General features: G+C 64.8%; 19 protein-coding genes. All 19 read left to right on the top strand.

Annotated features, from left to right (window positions below):
* Positions 1–12: 12 nt before the first annotated feature.
* The 19 genes from paaA to H7F36_RS04405 all read left to right on the top strand — a co-directional run bounded on the left by paaA (position 13) and on the right by H7F36_RS04405 (position 19,226).
* Positions 13–1,029, top strand: a complete 1,017-nt coding sequence (paaA, locus tag H7F36_RS04495) for a 1,2-phenylacetyl-CoA epoxidase subunit PaaA (RefSeq protein WP_187053549.1) — start codon at positions 13–15, stop codon at positions 1,027–1,029.
* The gene (gene paaB, locus H7F36_RS04490) at positions 1,026–1,343 is read left to right on the top strand and encodes a 1,2-phenylacetyl-CoA epoxidase subunit PaaB (RefSeq protein ID WP_187053548.1); all 318 of its coding nucleotides are present in this window, start codon (positions 1,026–1,028) and stop codon (positions 1,341–1,343) included. The genes paaA and paaB overlap by 4 nt, the downstream gene beginning before the upstream one ends.
* 130 nt (positions 1,344–1,473) lie before the next feature.
* Entirely contained in the window at positions 1,474–2,247 is a 774-nt protein-coding gene (gene paaC / locus H7F36_RS04485) for a 1,2-phenylacetyl-CoA epoxidase subunit PaaC (protein ID WP_187053547.1), read from the top strand.
* Positions 2,241–2,783 (top strand): 1,2-phenylacetyl-CoA epoxidase subunit PaaD, encoded by a 543-nt coding sequence (gene paaD / locus H7F36_RS04480; protein WP_410003067.1) that lies wholly within the window; start codon positions 2,241–2,243, stop codon positions 2,781–2,783. Before paaC ends, paaD begins: the two co-directional genes overlap by 7 nt.
* Positions 2,780–3,865: a 1,2-phenylacetyl-CoA epoxidase subunit PaaE gene (paaE, locus tag H7F36_RS04475; protein WP_187053545.1), complete on the top strand. Its 1,086-nt coding sequence runs from the start codon at positions 2,780–2,782 to the stop codon at positions 3,863–3,865. The genes paaD and paaE overlap by 4 nt, the downstream gene beginning before the upstream one ends.
* A 139-nt stretch (positions 3,866–4,004) precedes the next feature.
* Positions 4,005–5,150 (top strand): ABC transporter substrate-binding protein, encoded by a 1,146-nt coding sequence (locus H7F36_RS04470; protein ID WP_187053544.1) that lies wholly within the window; start codon positions 4,005–4,007, stop codon positions 5,148–5,150.
* Positions 5,151–5,183: 33 nt separating this feature from the next.
* Positions 5,184–6,212 carry a branched-chain amino acid ABC transporter permease gene (locus tag H7F36_RS04465; protein ID WP_187053543.1) on the top strand — a complete coding sequence of 343 codons (1,029 nt, stop codon included), beginning with the start codon at positions 5,184–5,186 and terminating at the stop codon, positions 6,210–6,212.
* On the top strand, positions 6,209–8,077 hold the full coding sequence (locus H7F36_RS04460; protein ID WP_187053542.1) for an ABC transporter permease subunit: 1,869 nt from the start codon (positions 6,209–6,211) through the stop codon (positions 8,075–8,077). The genes H7F36_RS04465 and H7F36_RS04460 overlap by 4 nt, the downstream gene beginning before the upstream one ends.
* Positions 8,074–8,844 carry an ABC transporter ATP-binding protein gene (locus H7F36_RS04455; RefSeq protein ID WP_187053541.1) on the top strand — a complete coding sequence of 257 codons (771 nt, stop codon included), beginning with the start codon at positions 8,074–8,076 and terminating at the stop codon, positions 8,842–8,844. The genes H7F36_RS04460 and H7F36_RS04455 overlap by 4 nt, the downstream gene beginning before the upstream one ends.
* Positions 8,845–8,849: 5 nt before the next feature.
* On the top strand, positions 8,850–9,161 hold the full coding sequence (locus H7F36_RS04450; RefSeq protein ID WP_187053540.1) for an EthD family reductase: 312 nt from the start codon (positions 8,850–8,852) through the stop codon (positions 9,159–9,161).
* 160 nt (positions 9,162–9,321) lie between these two features.
* Positions 9,322–10,530: an ABC transporter substrate-binding protein gene (locus H7F36_RS04445; RefSeq protein ID WP_187053539.1), complete on the top strand. Its 1,209-nt coding sequence runs from the start codon at positions 9,322–9,324 to the stop codon at positions 10,528–10,530.
* A gap of 61 nt (positions 10,531–10,591) precedes the next feature.
* Positions 10,592–11,464 (top strand): branched-chain amino acid ABC transporter permease, encoded by an 873-nt coding sequence (locus tag H7F36_RS04440; RefSeq protein ID WP_187053538.1) that lies wholly within the window; start codon positions 10,592–10,594, stop codon positions 11,462–11,464.
* A gap of 13 nt (positions 11,465–11,477) precedes the next feature.
* Complete coding sequence (locus H7F36_RS04435; RefSeq protein WP_187053537.1) at positions 11,478–13,268, top strand: ABC transporter permease subunit; 1,791 nt, start codon at positions 11,478–11,480, stop codon at positions 13,266–13,268.
* Positions 13,252–13,956, top strand: coding sequence for an ABC transporter ATP-binding protein (locus tag H7F36_RS04430; protein ID WP_187053536.1), 705 nt, complete (start codon positions 13,252–13,254; stop codon positions 13,954–13,956). The genes H7F36_RS04435 and H7F36_RS04430 overlap by 17 nt, the downstream gene beginning before the upstream one ends.
* Positions 13,953–14,801, top strand: a complete 849-nt coding sequence (locus H7F36_RS04425) for a shikimate dehydrogenase (protein ID WP_315971443.1) — start codon at positions 13,953–13,955, stop codon at positions 14,799–14,801. Before H7F36_RS04430 ends, H7F36_RS04425 begins: the two co-directional genes overlap by 4 nt.
* A 14-nt stretch (positions 14,802–14,815) precedes the next feature.
* A complete protein-coding gene (locus H7F36_RS04420; RefSeq protein WP_187053535.1) occupies positions 14,816–16,411 on the top strand; it encodes a GMC family oxidoreductase in 1,596 nt (531 codons plus the stop codon).
* A gap of 10 nt (positions 16,412–16,421) precedes the next feature.
* The gene (locus H7F36_RS04415; protein ID WP_187053534.1) at positions 16,422–17,477 is read left to right on the top strand and encodes a LacI family DNA-binding transcriptional regulator; all 1,056 of its coding nucleotides are present in this window, start codon (positions 16,422–16,424) and stop codon (positions 17,475–17,477) included.
* Positions 17,474–18,475, top strand: coding sequence for an NAD(P)H-quinone oxidoreductase (locus H7F36_RS04410; protein WP_187053533.1), 1,002 nt, complete (start codon positions 17,474–17,476; stop codon positions 18,473–18,475). The genes H7F36_RS04415 and H7F36_RS04410 overlap by 4 nt, the downstream gene beginning before the upstream one ends.
* Positions 18,462–19,226 carry an SDR family oxidoreductase gene (locus H7F36_RS04405; RefSeq protein ID WP_187053532.1) on the top strand — a complete coding sequence of 255 codons (765 nt, stop codon included), beginning with the start codon at positions 18,462–18,464 and terminating at the stop codon, positions 19,224–19,226. The genes H7F36_RS04410 and H7F36_RS04405 overlap by 14 nt, the downstream gene beginning before the upstream one ends.
* The last annotated feature ends 1 nt before the right edge of the window (position 19,227 follow it).

Here is a 19,227-nt window from a genome sequence, read left to right as displayed (position 1 = left end):
ACAGGAGACACCATGTACACGCAAGCGATGGACACGATGGGCAAGGACGGTAGTGATGCCGATGGCAAGAAGAAGGCCATTCGCTCCGCCGAAGAGATGCGCCTCGAAGAGCGCTTCGATGCCCACATCGATGCCGGCGATTTCATCGAAGCCAAGGACTGGATGCCCGACCATTACCGCAAGACGCTGGTGCGGCAGATCAGCCAGCACGCGCATTCGGAGATCGTCGGCATGCTGCCCGAAGGCAACTGGATCTCGCGCGCGCCGACCTTGAAGCGAAAGGCGATCTTGCTGGCGAAGGTGCAGGACGAAGGCGGTCACGGTCTCTATCTGTACGCTGCGGCAGAGACGCTCGGCACCTCGCGCGACCAGATGTTCGCTGCGCTGCACACGGGCAAAGCCAAGTACAGCTCGATCTTCAACTACCCGACGCTGACGTGGGCCGACATGGGCACCATCGGCTGGCTGGTCGACGGCGCGGCGATCATGAACCAGGTGCCGATCTGCCGCTGCTCGTACGCCCCGTATGCCCGCGCGATGATCCGCATCTGCCGCGAAGAAAGCTTCCATCAGCGCCAGGGCTATGAAGCGCTGCTGACCATGATGACGCAAGGCACAGACGCGCAAAAAGCGATGGTGCAAGACGCGGTAAATCGCTGGTGGTGGCCTTCGATCATGATGTTCGGCCCGCCCGACGATCAGTCCCCCAACTCGGCGCAATCGATGCGCTGGGGCATCAAGCGTTTCTCGAACGACGACCTGCGGCAGAAGTTCATCGACGCCGCCGTCGAGCAGGCGCGCATCCTTGGCGTGACCTTGCCCGACCCGGACCTGAAGTGGAACGAAGAGCGCCAGGCACACGACCACGGCACCATCGACTGGAGCGAGTTCTGGCGTGTCGTTGGTGGCGATGGGCCGTGCAACCGCGAGCGGTTGGCGACGCGGGTGAAAGCATGGGACGACGGCGCGTGGGTGCGCGATGCAGCGATGGCGCATGCCCAGAAGCAACCGATGAAGGAGGCCGCATGACGAACGAAGTTGCGACTGCCAACGTGGCTGCTCAACCGGAGTGGCCGCTGTGGGAAGTCTTCGTGCGCAGCAAGGCGGGGCTCGATCACAAGCACTGCGGCAGCCTGCACGCGGCCGACCCGAAGATGGCGATCCAGATGGCGCGCGACGTGTACACGCGGCGGCAAGAGGGCAGCAGCATCTGGGTCGTGCGCTCCGACCAGATCGTCGCCAACGACCCGGGGGACAAGGCCGCGTATTTCGATCCGGCGGAAGACAAGGTGTACCGCCATCCGACGTTCTATGCGTTGCCCAAAGCCGTCGATCACATGTGAGCGTCCCCCGCCCTTCGGGCTCCTCCTTTATTTCGCTGCGGAGAGCACGCCATCGACGTGATCCTTGTGCAAAGCGCTCTGATCACCGCCAGGAACAAGGCAACCCGCAGCACAACGGGAGCTACTAACAATGCAATCCTCCATCGAACTCGATCGCAAGCCCGCCACGCAATACCTGCTGCGCATCGGCGATACCTGCCTCATCCTCGCCCAGCGTTTGGGTGAGTGGTGTGGTCATGCGCCGGTGCTCGAAGAAGACATCGCAATGGCCAACATCGCGCTCGATCTGCTCGGCCAGGCGCGTGCGGTGTTGACCCGTGCCGGTGAGTTGGAAGACGTGCCGCACGACGAAGACCAGCTCGCGTTTTTGCGCAAGGAGCGCGACTACCTCAACCTCACGATGGTCGAGTTGCCGCGCGGTGACTTCGCGTTCAGCGTGCTGCGTAACGCGATGATCGCGACCTGGCTCAGGCTGCTGTGGGAACGGCTCGCGACGTCAAGCGATGCGGAGCTTGCGGCCATTGCCGGCAAGGCGGTGAAGGAGGCGCGCTACCACCAGCAGCACTCGGGCGATTGGGTCGTGCGACTGGGCGACGGCACTGCCGAATCCCACCGCCGAATGGATGCGGCACTGGTCGACTTGTGGCGTTACGTGCCCGAACTGTTCGACACCGATGCGATCGACGATGCAGCGAGCGCCTCCGGCATCGGTCCCCGCTGGGCCGACCTGCAGGGGCAGTGGATGGCCGACATGAAGCTCATCCTCGACGAAGCCGGCTTGACGATCCCGAAAGATTCCGCTTTTCGCAGCGACGGCAAGCGGGGCCGGCACAGCGAGCACATGGGCTTCATCCTGGCCGACATGCAGTACCTGCAACGTGCGTTTCCTGGAGGTGTGTGGTGACTGCCGCCGTACTCGCGCCGAATGCCGGCCACGTCGCGGCCGCATGGGACGTGCTCGCGACGGTGCTGGACCCCGAAGTGCCGGCCGTCTCGGTGCGCGACCTGGGCATCGTGCGCGACGTGATCGCGCATGACGATGGCCTGGAGATCGTGCTGACGCCCACCTATTCCGGCTGCCCCGCCACCGAAGTCATCGAGCAAGACGTTCTCGCGGCACTCGATGCGGCAGGCCTCGGTCCGGCCCGCGTGACCTTGCGCCGCGCACCCGCCTGGACGACCGACTGGATCAGCGCCGAAGGTCGCCGCAAGCTGGCCGAGTACGGCATCGCGCCGCCGCATGTCGTGGCCAATGTCGCTGCAGGCGAGGCGGTGCCGATCCGCTTCTTCGGCCGCGGTGCCGATGCGCAACGACTCGAATGCCCGCGCTGCCGCAGTCGCCACACCGAGCGGCTGTCGGCCTTCGGTTCCACCGCATGCAAGGCGCTCTACCGCTGCCTCGCGTGCAAGGAACCCTTCGAATACTTCAAGCCGCTATGAGCGTCATCTTTCATCCGCTGCGCGTCCGCGCGGTCGAGCCCGACACGCAGGAGGCGGTTGTTGTGTCGTTCGATGTGCCGGCCGAGCTGCGCGAAGTGTTCGGCTTCACGCAAGGGCAGTACCTCACGCTGCGCACCGACATCGACGGCCAGGACTTGCGGCGGTCGTATTCGATCTGCGCCGGTGTCGACGATGGCGAACTGCGCGTGGGCGTGCGCAAGGTGCGCGGCGGTGTCTTCTCGAACTGGATCAACGCGCACCTGCGACCCGGCGACACGGTCGCGGTGATGGCGCCGCAAGGCCGCTTCTTCGTGCCGCTCGATTCGGCTGCGAAGCGGCATCACGTCGGTATCGCGGGCGGCAGCGGCATCACGCCGATCCTGTCGATCATGAAGACGGTGCTGGCACGCGAACCGCTCAGCCGCTTCACGCTCATCTACGGCAACCGGCAACTGCAGTCGACGATGTTCAAGGAAGAGATCGAAGACCTGAAGAACCGCTACATGACGCGGCTGGTGCTCCAGCATGTGTTCTCCGACGAACAGACCGACGCGCCGTTGAATCACGGCGTGATGAACCGCGACAAGATCGGCGAGTTCCTGAAAAGCGTGGTGCCGGCCGGGCAGATCGACCAGGTGTTCGTGTGCGGACCGTTCCAGATGAACGACGAAGCCGAGGCTGCGTTGCTGGCGGCGGGCGTGCCTGAAGAGCGCATTCACATCGAACGTTTCGGGGTCGCGTTGCCCGCCGGCAATGCCGTGGGCGCGGTGCTGCACGAGGCGCTGCCAGGCGATGCCGAACAGGCGCGCATCGTCATCGTGCGCGATGGACTGCAGCGCGAGATCTCGTTTCGCAAGGGCCAGCCGAGCATCCTCGACGCCGCCTCTGCCGCCGGGCTCGAAGTACCTTTCTCTTGCACCTCCGGGGTATGCGGCACCTGCCGCGCCAAGCTGGTCGAAGGCGAGGTGCGCATGGAGCGCAACTTCGCGCTCGACAAGCAGGAAGTCGCCGCCGGTTTCGTGCTCACGTGCCAGGCGCATCCGCTCACCGATCGCGTCGTGCTTTCATTCGACGAACGTTGAAATCTTCACGCGAGCCGGGGTCAATCCCGATGGCGGCAACGCCCGCGAGACTCTCTACTACGCCTCTCCCCGACCTTCTGGCGCGCTGCGCCCGTCGTTCCGACTTTTCTGTTTTGCGTTCAATTTCCTGGAGACAAGAATGAAGCTTCTGAACCCTCTCTTGCTGGCCGGCTTGCTGGCTGCGGCACTGTCCGCGCATGCCGACATCAACGTCGGTGTCACGCTGTCGGCCACCGGCCCTGCCGCATCGCTCGGCATCCCTGAAAAGAACACCATCGCGCTGATGCCCAAGACCATCGGCGGGCAAAAGATCAACTACATCGTGCTGGACGACGCGTCGGACACTACGGCGGCCGTCACCAACACGCGCAAGGTGCTGGCCGAAAACAAGGTCGACATCATCCTTGGATCGACCATCACGCCGGCTTCGCTGGCGATGATCGACGTCGCTGCTGAGGCCCAGACTCCGATGATCTCGATGGCTGCTTCGGCGCGCATCGTCGAGCCGATGGATGCCAAGCGCAAGTGGGTTTTCAAGACGCCACAGAACGACATCATGATGTCGCTCGCCATCGCCGAGCACATGCAAAAGAGCGGCATCAAGACCGTCGGCTTCATCGGCTTCTCGGATGCCTACGGCGAAGGCTGGTCGCAGGAGTTCGCCAAGGCTGCGGGCCTCAAGGGCCTCACGGTCGTCGCCAACGAGCGCTTCGCAAGGTCCGATACGTCGGTCACCGGCCAGACCCTCAAGCTGATGGCCGCCAAGCCCGACGCAGTGCTGGTCGCCGGCTCCGGTACGCCGGCCGCATTGCCGCAAAAAGCGCTCAAGGAGCGTGGCTACACCGGCAAGATGTACCAGACCCACGGCGTCGCCAACGCCGACTTTCTGCGAGTCGGCGGCAAGGATGTCGAAGGCACGTTCCTGCCGGCAGGCCCGGTGCTGGTGGCCGAGCAGTTGCCGGCGTCGAACCCGGTGCGCAAGAGCGCGCAGGCCTATGTCGCGGCGTATGAAGCGGCCTATGGCAAGGGGACGGTGTCGACCTTCGGCGCGCACGCGTGGGATGCCGGCCTGCTCATGACCGCCGCCGTGCCGATCGCGCTCAAGAAGGCTCAACCCGGCACGCCCGAGTTCCGCGCCGCGCTGCGCGACGCGCTCGAGCAGACCAAGGAAATGCCCGGCGCGCACGGCATCTTCACGCTGTCGCCTACCGACCACCTTGGCCTCGACCAGCGCGCGCGCGTGATGGTCAAGATCGAAAACGGCGCGTGGAAATACCAACCCTGATCAGCCTTGAGGCGTGACTTCGGAAAGTAAGTAATGGATTTTCAGATCGCCCTGCTCCTGGTGCAGGACGGCCTGGTCAACGGCGCGGTGTACGGGCTGATGGCGGTGGCCCTCGTGCTGGTTTTTTCGGTAACCCGCGTCATCTTTATTCCGCAGGGCGAGCTGGTCGCGTTCGGCGCGTTGTCGATGGCCGCCATGCAGGCTGGCCGCATCCCGCCGACCTTGTGGCTGTTGCTGGGATTGGCGGCCGTGGTGCTGGTGGTCGAGGCGTGGCGCTGGAAGCGCGGCGCCACGGTCGACTGGAGTTCGGCGCTGGTCTGGTGCGTGGCGTTGCCGGTGCTGGCCTGTGTGCTGGTGCTCGGTTGGCGGCCCGCTTCGTTGTGGGCACAGGCGGCCAACACCCTGGTCATCATCACGCCGCTGGGGCCGCTGATCTATCGGCTGGCATTCCGCCCGTTGGCAAATGCGACGGTGCTGATGCTGCTGATCGTGTCGGTCGCGTTGCACGGCGTCCTCACCGGGCTCGGCTTGCTCTTCTTCGGCGCCGAAGGATCTCGCACGCCGGCCTTCTCGGACGCTCGCTTCGAAGTCGGCGGTCTGCAAATCAGCGGACAGTCGCTGGTGGTGGTCGGCGTCACCTTCACGCTGGTCGTTTTGCTCTTTCTTTTCTTCGGCCGCTCGATGGTCGGCAAGGCGTTGCGCGCCACGGCGATGAACCGCGTCGGCGCGCGGCTGATGGGCATCCCGACCGAGCTGTCGGGTGACGTCAGCTTTGCGCTGTCGGCGTTGATCGCGGCCGTGTCCGGCTTGCTCATCGCACCGCTCACGACCGTCTACTACGACACCGGTTTTCTGATCGGCCTCAAGGGCTTCGTCGCTGCCATCGTCGGTGGCCTGGGCAGCTATCCGATGGCATTGGCCGGCGCACTGCTCGTGGGTCAGCTCGAAGCGTTCTCGTCGTTCTGGGCCAGTGCCTTCAAGGAGGTTCTGGTGTTCACGCTGATCATTCCGGTGCTGTGGTGGCGGTCGCTCAAGAGTCGTCACGTGGAGGACGAGGAATGAAGGCCGACAAGCGTTGGCTCACGCGCCGCCATCTCACCGCGGCGGCCATCGTGGCGCTCGCAGTGGCATGGGGCTTCCTGCCCGAGTTCACCGTGGTGGTGATGAGCTACATCGGGCTCTATTCGCTGGTGGCCGTCGGGCTGGTCTTGCTGACTGGTGTCGGCGGCATGACCTCGTTCGGGCAGGCGGCGTTCGTCGGTGTCGGCGCCTATGCGACGGCGTGGGTCTGCACCTCGCCGATGGCGGCTGCCGCGCTCGGCGTCGTCGTCGGTGCGGCGGGCCTGCCGTGGGTCGGGCTGGCGCTCGGGCTGGTGCTGACGTTCGCCTTGGCGTGGGGCCTCGGCGCCTTCACGGTCAAGTTGTCCGGCCACTACCTGCCGCTGTGCACCATCGCCTGGGGCCTGAGCCTCTACTACCTGTTCGGCAACATGGATTTCCTCGGTGGGCAGACCGGCATCACCGGCGTGCCGCCGCTGGTCATCGCCGGTTATTCGCTGGCGTCGCCGCGGGCCCTCGGCATCGTGGTGTGGGCAGCGCTGCTGGCCGGCTTGTGGCTGTTGCACAACCTGCTCGACTCGCGCGAAGGCCGCGCTATTCGCGCGCTGAAAGGCGGTCGGCTGATGGCCGAATCGATGGGTGTCGATACCGCACGCTACCGCGTCAAGCTTTTCGTGCTGGCTGCGCTGATGGCGGCGATTTCGGGCTGGCTCTATGCGCACATGCAGCGCTTCGTCAACCCGACGCCCTTCAACCTGAACATCGGCATCGAGTACCTCTTCATGGCGGTGGTCGGCGGCTCGGGGCATCTCTGGGGCGCGGTGCTGGGTGCGGCCGTGATCACGCTGCTCAAGGAGAAACTTCAGGACGTGTTGCCGAGCCTGCTGGGCACCAGCGGCAACTTCGAGGTGATCGTGTTCGGCCTCTTGATGGTGCTGGTGTTGCAGCGGTTTGCCGATGGGCTCTGGCCGACGTTCGGACGTCTGGGCCGGCGCTATCTTCGGCCTGAAAAAGTACGAGCGCCGCATGAGCTCGCGACCCTGCTGCAACGCGTGCTGCCGGCGCGCGGCGAGGTGCTGCTGCAGGCTACGGCGGTCACCAAGCGCTTCGGCGGCCTCGTTGCCAACAACGCGGTCACGATGAACTGCAAGGCGGGCGAGATCCACGCGCTGATCGGTCCCAACGGCGCAGGCAAGAGCACCTTCTTCAACATGATCTCGGGCGTCGACGATCCGACCGAAGGCGAGGTCCGGCTCATGGGCCGCACCATGCAGGCGCAACCTTCACGCGCCTTTGCCGCACTGGGCCTGAGTCGCACCTTTCAACACGTGCGGCTGCTCGGCCAGCGCAGCGTGATCGAGAACGTGGCGCTCGGTGCGCACCGTCGCGCGCGGCGTGGCTGGGTCGCTTCGATGCTGCGCCTCGACCGCGCAGAAGAGGCCGCGTTGCTGGCCGAAGCACGCGTGCAGATCGAGCGTTGCGGGCTCGGCGCGCATGCCGATGCGCCAGCGGCGTCGCTCGCACTGGGACAGCAGCGCGTGGTCGAGATCGCACGCGCGCTGGCCAGCCAGCCGGCGGTGCTGTTGCTCGACGAACCGGCCGCCGGCCTGCGCCATCTGGAGAAGCGCGCGCTGGCCGATCTGCTGTCTCAACTGCGCGCCGAAGGGCTCGGCATCCTGGTGGTCGAGCACGATATGGAGTTCGTCATGAACCTGGCCGACCGCATCACCGTGTTCGAGTTCGGCACCGTCATTTCCGAGGGCACACCGGCCCAAGTGCAGGCCGATCCCAAGGTGCTCGAAGCCTATCTGGGCGTGGCCGACGATGAACCTGTCGCAGCGCTCGAAGCAGTGAGGCGCAACGCATGACCCCGTTGCTCAAGCTCGAAAACTTCAGCGTGTCTTACGGCGCAGTCGAGGCCGTGCACGACGTCGCACTCGATGTGAACGAAGGCGAGATCGTCACCGTGATCGGCCCCAACGGCGCCGGCAAGACCACCTTGCTTTGCGCTGCGATGGGCTTGCTGCCGGCAAAGGGCGCGCTGTCGCTGGGCGGTGAGCGCATCGCGCGACCGAGCGTCGAGGCGATGGTCGCGCGCGGCGTGTCGCTGGTGCCCGAGCGGCGCGAGCTGTTCGCCGAGATGTCGGTCGAAGACAACTTGCTGCTCGGCGGCTTCTACCGTTGGCGTACCGGCCGGCGCGACCAAAAAGCGCGCATGGACGAGGTCTTCTTGATCTTTCCAAGGCTGCGTGAGCGACGTGGCCAGATGGCCTCGACGCTGTCGGGTGGCGAACGACAGATGCTCGCCATTGGCCGCGCGCTGATGGCGCGGCCGCGCCTGTTGATGCTCGACGAACCATCGCTCGGCTTGGCGCCACTCATCGTGCGCGAGGTGTTGCAGGTGGTGTCGTCGTTGCGGCAACACGGCGTGTCGGTGCTGCTGGTCGAGCAGAACGCGCGTGCCGCGCTGCAGGTGGCTGACCGCGGCTACGTGCTCGAAATGGGCGTTGTCGCGCTCACCGGTGCAGCCCGCGATCTGCTGCACGACCGACGCATCATCGACACGTATCTGGGCATCGGAGCCCAACGTGCCACGACCGATGCGCCGACCAGTTCCCCCCAACCGAAGAGGTAATCCAGATGATCAAAGTGAGCGTTCTCTATCCCAACGACGAAGGCAGCACCTTCGACATGAACTACTACGCCGACAAGCACGTGCCGATGATCCAGAAGCTGCTGGGCGATGCGATGAAGAAGTTCGAGATCGACGAGGGGGTGTCTGGGCCGGCGCCCGGCAGCCGGCCGGCTTTCGTCGCCGCGGTTCACATGTACTTCGACTCGACCGACGCCTTCTACGCCGCCTTCTCGCCACATGCCAAGGACATCCGCAACGACGTCGCGAACTACACCAACCTGAAGCCGGTGACGCAGATCTCTACAGTGCGCGCATAGGTGGCCGTGGTGGCGCATTGCGACCATCGCGGGAGAACCCGAATAGAGAGATGAAGCGCTTCAAGTTAAATTTGTTTCCGGCGAAGACCTGAAAGCTGGACGGTTCGATCTGGTAGGTCTGAAGCGCTTCATCCGCACTAAAACCACCAGGAGACAAGCCATGTTCAATGCTCTGCGCCGGGTCACGGCAGGCGTCGGTATTGCGTTCGCGCTAGCCAGCGCGCCTGCACACGCTCAGGAACTCAAACTCGGGGCGCTGTACCCGTTCAGCGGCGGCCTTGCCTTGCTGGGCGACGAAAGCTATCGCGGTGTGCAGCTCGCAGTCGACGAACGCAACGCCGCTGGCGGAATCAACGGTCGGCAGATCTTGCTCGTGAAGGCCGATGCAGTCGACGCCAGCCAAGCGGTCGGCGAAGCGCGGCGTTTGACCTCGGTGGAGAACGTCGTCGCAGTTTTCGGCAGCTATGCGTCGGGTATCTCGCAGGCGGCCACGCAGGTCACCGAGCTTGCCGGCGTGCCGTACTTCGAGCTCGGCGCTACCGCCGACACGATCACTGGGCGCGGTTTCAAGTACCTGTTCCGCGTCAACCCCACTGCCAAGAACATCGGCGATCGGACGCTCGAGGGGCTCGTCAAGGTGGTCGCACCCACGCTCAAGGTCGATCCCAAGACGTTGAAGCTCGCGATCATTCATGAAGACGGCCCGTACGGCTCGCTGGTCGCCGCGGCGCAGAAAGAAGGCGCCGCGAAGCTCGGCATCACGGTCGTCGAGGTGCAGGCCTACTCTGCAAAGACGGTCGACTTGTCGTCGGTGATCCTGCGTCTCAAGGGCGCCGGTGCCGACGTGGTCCTGCACACCGCCTACCAGAACGACGCGGTGCTCTTCTTCCGCCAGGCTGCCGCGGCCGGCTACAAACCGAAGGCTGTGATCGGCGGCGGCGGTGGTCATTCGCTGACCGACACCGCACAGGCGGTCGGCGCGCCGATCGAAGGCGTATACGACGTCGACTTCCCGCAGATCACCATGAACGCGACCGGTGCGCCCGGTCTGGGAGACTTCGTCGCGGCCTACCAGAAGAAGTTTTCTGCGGCGCCACGCTCGGGCCACAGCCTCGCCAACTACGTCGGCGCCAAGGCGATGCTCGAGGTGCTGGCACGGGCTAAGTCGACCGACAAGGACAAGATCCGCGAGGCGGCGCTCGCCTACCGCGCGCCGGTTGGCAGCACGGCCGCGGGCTGGGGCATCCAGTTCAACGAGACCGGCCAGAACACGGCCGCGACGCTCAACCTGATGCAGTGGCAGCAGGGCAAGCTCGCGACGGTGTTCCCTGATGGGGTGGCAAACGCGAAACCCATCGCCACGAACTGATCAGCCTTCCAGGCCACCGGCAAACCAACGTGCGGGGCTCGCCCCGCACTCAGGATTTCTCATGTCATTGCTGCTCCAACTGGTAGCGAACGGCTTGCTGCTCGGTGGCGCCTACGCGATCATCAGCATCGGTCTGACGCTCATCTTCGGGGTCGTGCGCGTGGTCAACTTCGCGCACGGCGAATTCCTGATGGTGGGCATGTACGTAGCCTGGCTTTGTGCAAGCCGCCTGGGTCTGCACCCTTACCTCGCGGTCCCGATCGTCGTGGTCTTTCTCTTCGTGATCGGTGCGCTCATGCAGCGCTACGTGATCCAGCCATTGCTCTCTGCCGATGCGCACATTCAGGTGTTCGCGACCGTCGGGGTCTCGACGGCGTTGCTGAACCTGGCGTTGCTGCTGTTCGGTGCCGACATCCGCAAGGTCGAATTCTCTTTCGGAAATCAGAACCTGAGCCTTGGCCCGCTCACTTTCGTCAGCGGCCAGATATTCACCTTCGTCGTTGCCCTCGCAGTGGCCTTCGCCATGCATTTCTATCTGACGCGAACCTACACGGGCCGCGCGTTTCGCGCGCTTGCGCAGAACCGGACCGCCGCCGCGCTGATGGGTGTCGATGTCAACCGGACCTATGTGCTCGCATTCGGCATCGGCGCCGCCCTCGTCGGCATCGCTGCGTGCCTGCTCGCGTTGCAGTACCCGGTTTTTCCGACGGTCGGCTCGTACTTCGTCCTGACCGCGTTCGTGATCGTCGTGCTCGGCGGCATGGGCAGCCTGCCTGGCGCGGTGATCGGCTCGATGTTCATCGGCCTGATCGACAGCCTCGCCGGCTTCTACGTCGGCCCCGACCTCAAGGAGGTCGTCTACTTCGTGATCTTCCTCGTGATCCTGATCGTGCGACCGACGGGTTTGTTCGGCCTGGGCCGTGGCTCCGAGTGAGGGGATAAAAAACATGATTCCCAACCCACTGAATCCGCGCGGATATATCGCGTATCTCGCACTCGCAGCGTTGCTCGTCTTGCCTCTGGCAACGCAGTCGCCGTTCGTCATTCACCTCGCAATCCAGGTGTGCGTGTTTGCCGCATTGGCCTCGGCGTGGAACATCGTCGGTGGCTTCGCCGGGCAGCTGTCGCTCGGCCACGCCGTGTACTACGGCATCGGCAGCTACGCCGCCGGACTCCTGGTGCTGCACTTCGGTATCTCGCCGTGGGTGGGGATGATCGCGGGCGTCGGCGTATCGGCACTCGTCGCGCTGGTGATCGCCTATCCGACGCTGCGCCTGCGCGGGCCGTTCTTCTCACTCGCGTCGATCGCGTTTCTCGAAGTCGCGCGGCTACTCGTCAATCATGAAGAAGCCTGGACGCACGGCGCAGGCGGGCTGAACGTGCCGCTGCAGATCGGCCTGAAATGGATGATCTTTCGCGAGAAGTGGGCCTATCTTCTGGTCGCGTTCTGCTTCCTGATGGTGGTGCTCGGGATCTGCCATGCGATTCGTCACTCGCGCTTCGGGTACTACCTCATCGCAGTGCGCGAACGCGAAGATGCGGCGCGCGCGATCGGCATCAACCCGGTGCGGGTGAAGATCGCGGCGGCCGTGATATCGGCATGTCTCACCAGCCTGATCGGCAGCTTCCACGGCATGTATCTGACGTTCATCGAGCCGTCTTCGGCGTTCTCTCTGGAGCTCTCGATCCAGGTCGCGATGTTCGCGCTGATCGGCGGGCTCGGCACCGTCGCCGGGCCGGTACTCGGTGCGGTTGTCGTGTTGCCGATTGCAGAGCTGGCGCGCGGTTGGCTGAGTGCATTCGGCAATGGCACGCACGGGTTCGTCTACGGCGTGGTGCTCGTGGCGGTGGTGCTCTTCTTCCCGCGCGGGCTGGTCGGCCAGCTCGGGGGACATGTGACTCGCTTGATCGACAAGCTGCCTGATTTTGGGCGTGCCCGGCGCGTTGCCGTTGCACCGTTGCCCGCGACCTTGCGCGATGTCTCGAGCGTCGGCCAGCCGATCCTGAAGGCAGACAACATCGAGAAGCGCTTCGGTGGTTTGAAGGCGACCGACAAGGTGACTCTCACGCTGCACGAGGGCGAAATCCTCGGCGTCATCGGCCCGAACGGTGCGGGCAAGACGACCGTGTTCAACCAGCTCTCCGGATTCCTTCGTCCTGACGGCGGCACCGTGACGATCCGCGATGCCGCGGGCAACTGGACGGCCCCTCGAAGCCCCGAGGGTTTTGCGCGCGCAGGTGTCGGGCGCACGTTCCAGATCGTTCAGCCGTTCGCCGGCTTGACCGTGCTGGAGAACCTGCTCCTCGGCGCCTTCATGCGCACCAAGGGCCGCGACCAGGCCGAAGCCCTCGCCCGCTCCGTCGCCGAGGTCACGGAGTTGACGCCGTTGCTCGACACCGAAGCACGCAGCCTCACCGTCGGCGGCATGAAGCGACTCGAGATCGCACGTGCGCTGGCCACGTCGCCTCGCGTCTTGCTGCTGGACGAAGTGCTTGCCGGCTTGAACCCCTCCGACGTTGCGCGCGCCATCGTGATGATCCGGCGCATCCGCGAGTCGGGTGTATCGGTGCTGATGATCGAGCACCTGATGCAGGCCACGATGGCACTCTCCGACCGCATCGTCGTCATCCATCTCGGCAAGGTGCTCAAGGAAGGCCTGCCCGCGGATGTCGCGAACGACGTGGACGTCATCCAGGCCTATCTCGGAAAGGGCTACACCCATGCTTCAGGTTCGTGATCTGCACGCCGGCTACGGCAAGAGCGAAGTGCTGCGCGGCATCTCGTTCGATGTGAAGCGCGGAGAGATCGTCACCATCGTCGGCGCCAACGGTGCCGGCAAGACGACGACGCTGCGAACGCTCTGCGGCATCGTGCGTGCGACTGCCGGAAGCATCGACTTCGACGGTGCGCCGCTCGCCGAGCGCCAGCCTCACGAGATCGTCGAACTCGGCGTGACGATGATCCCCGAAGGTCGCCAGTTGTTTCCATTCCTCACCGTGGAGGAGAACTTGCGTATGGGGTCGTTCAAGAAGTCCGCGCGCGATTCCCACGCGCAGCGGCTCGACGACGTATTGATGTTGTTCCCGAAGGTCAAGGAACGGCTGAAGCAACTCGCCGTCTCGCTCTCGGGCGGTGAGCAGCAGATGGTCGCTATCGCGCGCGGCATGATGGCCGGGCCACGCTTGCTGATCTTCGACGAGCCCTCGCTTGGCCTTTCGCCTTTGCTCGTGGAGCAGATGTTCGAGATCGTTCGAAAGGTCGCCGACCAGGGAACCACGGTGCTGCTGGTGGAGCAGAACGTGTTTCATACGCTGCAGTTGGCGGACCGTGGTTATGTGCTCGAGAACGGCGAGGTGGTGTTGTCAGGCACCGGCAAGGAGTTGCTGGTGAACCCGCATATCCGCAAAGCCTATCTCGGGCATTGAACGAAATCCCCAACACGATGCTTTCGAGCCCCTTCGAGATCACAGGCCATACGCGCTTTCTGGCGATCGTGGCCGACCCGATCCACCATGTGAAGACGCCGCAGCGCATCAATGAACTGGTGCGCGCGCACGGTATCGATGCGGTGATGGTGCCGCTGCACATCAGCGCGGCTGATTTTCCCGTCGTGATGAATGCCTTGCGCTGCATGCAGAATTTTTTCGGTTGTGTGGTGACGGTGCCGCATAAGACGAGCGCGCTCCTGCTGTGCGACGAGGTGAGCGAAGAGGCGCGGCAGATCGGCGCCGTCAACGTCGTGCATCGCGCGCCCGATGGGCGACTGCATGGCGCCATGCTCGACGGTATTGGTTTTGTCGATGGGCTGCGAGGCGCAGGCATCGATCCGGCAGGCCGGAGCGTCTATCTCGCGGGTGCCGGGGGCGCCGCGAGCGCTATTGCGTTCGCGCTGGTGCAGGCCAGCGTGGCTCGCATCACGGTGGCGAATCGCAGCTCCGACAAGGCCGAGAGCCTCATCGGACGCCTTCGCGAAAAGTACCCTGCCATCTCCGTATCGGTCGGCACCCGCGATCCGTCGGGCCACGAGATCGTCGTCAATGCGACGTCGCTCGGGTTGCGCCCGGGCGATGCGCTGCCGCTCGACGTCACCAGGCTCGATGCCGCCCAGATCGTCGCTGAAATCATCATGGACCCGGCAGAGACCGCATTGCTGAAGGCGGCTCGCGAACGCGGATGCCGCGTGCACGAAGGCGCACCGATGCTCGCGAGCCAGATTCGTCACATGGCGGCCTTCATGCTCGACCGGCCGATCCCGACCGTGGCGGCCTGAACCGGAGTACAGCAGTGGAACCCTTCGACTACGTGATCGTCGGCGGCGGCGCAGCGGGCTGCGTGCTCGCCAATCGGCTGAGCGCAGACGGCAAGCAGCGCGTGCTGATGCTGGAGGCAGGCGGCGAACCGGCGAGCCGCTGGATCGCCATCCCCGCTGGCTTCAGCAAGTTGCTGATCGACAAGCGCTACAACTGGCTCTTCCAGACCGAGCCCGAACCCAACACGCACGATCGCCGGATCTCGGTGCCGCGCGGCCGCGGCCTCGGCGGCTCGACGCTGATCAACGGGATGATCTACGTGCGCGGCCAGCCCGAGGACTACGACAACTGGGCGCGCGCAGGTGCTGCCGGCTGGCGCTACAAAGACGTCGAACCTTACTTCCGCAAGCTGGAGAACTACGCCACGGGTGGCACCGTGCGAGGCAAGGAGGGTCCGGTGCGACTCGAGCAGGTGAGCGAGCGTTTCCCGATCGCTGACAGCTTCCTTGCCGCAGCCGCGGAAGATGGCCAGCCGATGAACGCCGACTACAACGGCGACGACCAGGAAGGCTTCGGCTACTACCAGGTCAATCAACGCAGAGGAAGGCGCTGGAGTGCGTACGACGCATACCTCCAGCCGGCACGGCATCGCTCGAACCTTGTCGTCGTGACGGATGCGCACGTGCAGCGTTTGCGGTTCGAAGGCACTCGATGCGTGGGCGTCGTCTATCGCCGGGCCGGGCAGCAAATCTCCGCCGACGCGCAGCTCGAAGTCATCATCGCTGCCGGCGCTTTTCAATCGCCTCAGTTGCTCGAACTCTCGGGCATCGGTCGCAGAGACGTGCTTGGCCCGCTTGGAATCGCGATGCGCTTGGAGTCGCCAGGTGTCGGCGAGAACTACATCGATCACTACGCCACGCGCATGAATTGGCGCGTGCGGAACACGGTGACGCTCAACGAGATGTCGCGTGGCTGGCGCCTCGTGCGCGAAGTTGCGCGCTACTACGCCCAGCGGCGCGGCATCCTCACGCTCGGCACCGGGCTCGTGCACGGATTCGTGAAGACGCGGCCTGAAATGGATCGGCCCGATGCACAGTATTTCTTCATGCATGCGAGCTACGCGAATGCGGCAGAGCGGATTCTCGATCGCGAACCGGGCATGACGATCGGCGTGAGCCAGCTACGCCCTGAATCGGTCGGCAGCGTGCACGCAACGACGCCCGATCCGGAAACGCAGCCGGCTATCCGGCCGAATTTTCTCGACAGCAGCGTCGACCGGGAATGCATCGTCGAGGCGATGAAGATGGCGCGCCGTATCGTCGGTCAGCCTGCGATGAAGCACTACATCGCGCGCGAGACGGGTCCGGGCGATGCCACTCAAGACGACGCAGCGTGGCTCGAGTTCGCGCGCCGAAACGGGCAGACGATCTATCACCCGGTTGGTACCTGCCGCATGGGCAGCGATGCCGATGCGGTCGTCGATTCGCGGCTGCGCGTCAGCGGTCTGCAGGGACTGCGGGTGGTCGATGCATCGGTGATTCCGAGGATCGTGTCGGGCAATATCCAGGCGGCCGTGATGATGGTTGCCGAGAAGGGTGCCGACATGATCTTGGCGGACAGGCCGCGATGAATAGATCCCCATGATGAGCCGCGCCACGCTCGCAGATGTCGCGCGCCTCGCAGGCGTGTCGCTTGGCAGCGCTTCGCGCTCGCTCTCGGTGCCGCGCGAGGTGCGCCCCGAGACTCTCGAGCGTGTTCAGCGTGCGGTAGCGCAGTTGGGCTACGTGCGCAACGGCGCAGCACAGGCGCTCGCTTCGCGCCGCACGAAGACGATTGCTGCCATTTACCCGACACTCGACAACCCCATCTTTGCGGTCTCGATCCAGTCGCTGCAGCAAACGCTTTGGGGCCTCGGTTATCAGGTTCTCGTCGCGAGCCACGACTATGAGCCTGCCCGCGAGGTCGATCTGCTTCGCGCGATCGTCGAGCGTGGTGTCGACGGCATCGTGCTCGTCGGCACCGATCACGCTGACGGCGTGTATGACCTGCAGCGCCAGTACGGTCTGCCTTATGTGTTGAGCTGGGCCGTCGATGAGACGAGGCCAGGGCAATGCGTGGGCTTTTCGTACCTCGACGCCGCACAGCGCATGGCAGGTCTCGTGGTCGAGCGCGGCCACAGACGAATTGCGCTGTGCCCGGGCATCGCCGATGGCAACGAACGCGTGCGCGCACGCATCGAGGGAACGCGCGCCGCGCTGAAGGCGCACGGTCTCGTGCTGCGTGAAGACTGGATCGTCGAGCGCCCCTTCACTTTCGAAGGCGGTCGGAGTGCCGTAGCACAACTCTTCGGAACCACCGACCGGCCGACAGTATTGATCTGCGGAACCGACATTCAGGCAGTGGGCGCCATCGGCGAGTGCCGCGACCGTGGCATCCGCGTGCCGGACGAACTCTCGATCACCGGCTCGGACGACATCGAACTCGCGAGCCTCGTCGAGCCGAGACTGACGACCGTGCACGTGCCGACGTCGGAAATCGGCCGCTTGTCGGCCCAACGCATCGTCAGCCTCATTGAAGGTCGTGCACTGGGCGAGACGCTCGCATTGCCGACAACACTGACGATGCGCGAAAGCCTGAAAGACATCAGTCGGGCCGAACCGAATTCATTGAGAACCAGCAAGGAGAAACAGACATGAAACGCATAGTGCATGGTGCAGGCGGCAATGCCGACGTGATGAAACTGGTCGACGACGAGCGTCCCACTCCCGGCCCTGGCGAGGTGTTGATCGAGGTGCATGTAGCCGGTGTCAACCGGCCGGATGTGCTGCAACGCTCAGGCAACTATCCGCCGCCGAAAGGCGCATCGCCTCACCTCGGGCTCGAAGTCGCGGGGGTGATCGTGGCGACAGGGGCCGGCGTCGATGCATGGCGCGTGGGCGATCGCGTCTGCGCTCTGACACCTGGCGGCGGCTACGCGGACTATTGCCTCACGGATGCGCGGCACTGCATGCCGGTGCCAGGCGGCCTCAGCTTGCTGCAGGCCGCTGCGTTGCCGGAGACGTACCTGACAGTCTGGGCGAACCTCTTCGATCGCGCGCGGCTCGAGTCGGGCCAATCGGTTCTCGTGCATGGTGGGTCGAGCGGCATCGGCCTCACTGCGATTCAGCTGGCGCGAGAGTTCGGCGCAACCGTCTACACGACTGTCGGTAACGCAGAGAAAGCGCAGGCTTGCGTGGCCGCCGGTGCTCTGCGTGCCATCAACTATCGCGAGGAAGACTTCGCCGCCGTGGTTGCGCAGGAGACCGACGGGCGCGGCGTCGACATCATCATCGACATGGTGGGTGCGCCTTACATCGTGCGCAACATTGCGAGCCTCGCACTCGAAGGGTGCCTTGTGCAACTCGCGTTCCTCGAAGGCAGCCGCTTCGACTTCGACGCGACGCCGGTGATGCTCAGGCGACTGACGCTGACCGGCTCCACGCTTCGTGCGCGCACGGCCGAGCAGAAGGCGGCCATTGTGTCGAGGCTGCGCGAGAAGGTCTGGCCGGTGCTCGAGCAGGGACGGTGCCTGCCCGTCATTCACGCGGTGTTTCCGCTCGAGCGCGCCGCCGATGCGCACCTGCTGATGGAAAGCAGCCGGCATATCGGGAAGATCATGCTGGTGGTGAAAGAGGGCGCCGATGCGGCACGCTGATCGCGTCGTGCTCGTCACAGGCGGGAGCGGCGGCATCGGGGCTGCGCTCGTCGAGCGTTATCTCGCCGAAGGTGCCGCCGTGGGCATCGTCGACTTGAACGGCGAGGCGGGAGAGCGTCAAGCAGCCGAGCTGCGCAGCCGCGGGTGCCGCGCACACTTCGCGGCGGCCGACGTGGCCGACTACGCCAGCTGCGAGCAGGCCCAGCGCAAGATCGAATCGGTGCTCGGCCCGATCGACATCTTGATCAACAACGCAGGCATCTCGCCCAAACACGACGGCAAGCCGTCGCCTGTCCATCGCATGGACCCGGCCGAGTGGCAGCGCGTGGTCGCCGTCAACTTGAACGGCGCCTTCAACTTCTCGCGACTGGTGACCGGCGGCATGATCGATCGGCGCTACGGGCGGATCGTGTCGATGTCTTCGGTTGCCGGCAAGGCTTACCTGGGCGATATCGTGGCCTGCCACTACAGTGCTACGAAATCGGCGCTGATCGGTTTCACCCGGCACCTCGCCGGCGAACTCGGGCCTCACGGGATCACTGTCAACGCCCTGGCGCCGGGGCGCATCGCGACACCACTCGTTCGCACAGTCTCTGACGCCGCCAACAACGCCGTGGTCGATGTGACACCGCTGGGGCGCCTGGGCGAGCCGTCCGAGGTCGCCGACGTGTGTTGCTATCTCACGTCCCCGGACGCCGCGTTCGTTACGGGCCAGGTCATCGATGTCGCCGGTGGCTGGCTGATGACGTGAT

It is taken from the genome of Variovorax sp. PAMC28562 (genome assembly GCF_014303735.1).
Classification (GTDB): Bacteria; Pseudomonadota; Gammaproteobacteria; order Burkholderiales; family Burkholderiaceae_C; genus Variovorax.
Note: the sequence above shows the minus strand (reverse complement) of the source record. Positions and strands in the feature narration are given on the sequence as shown.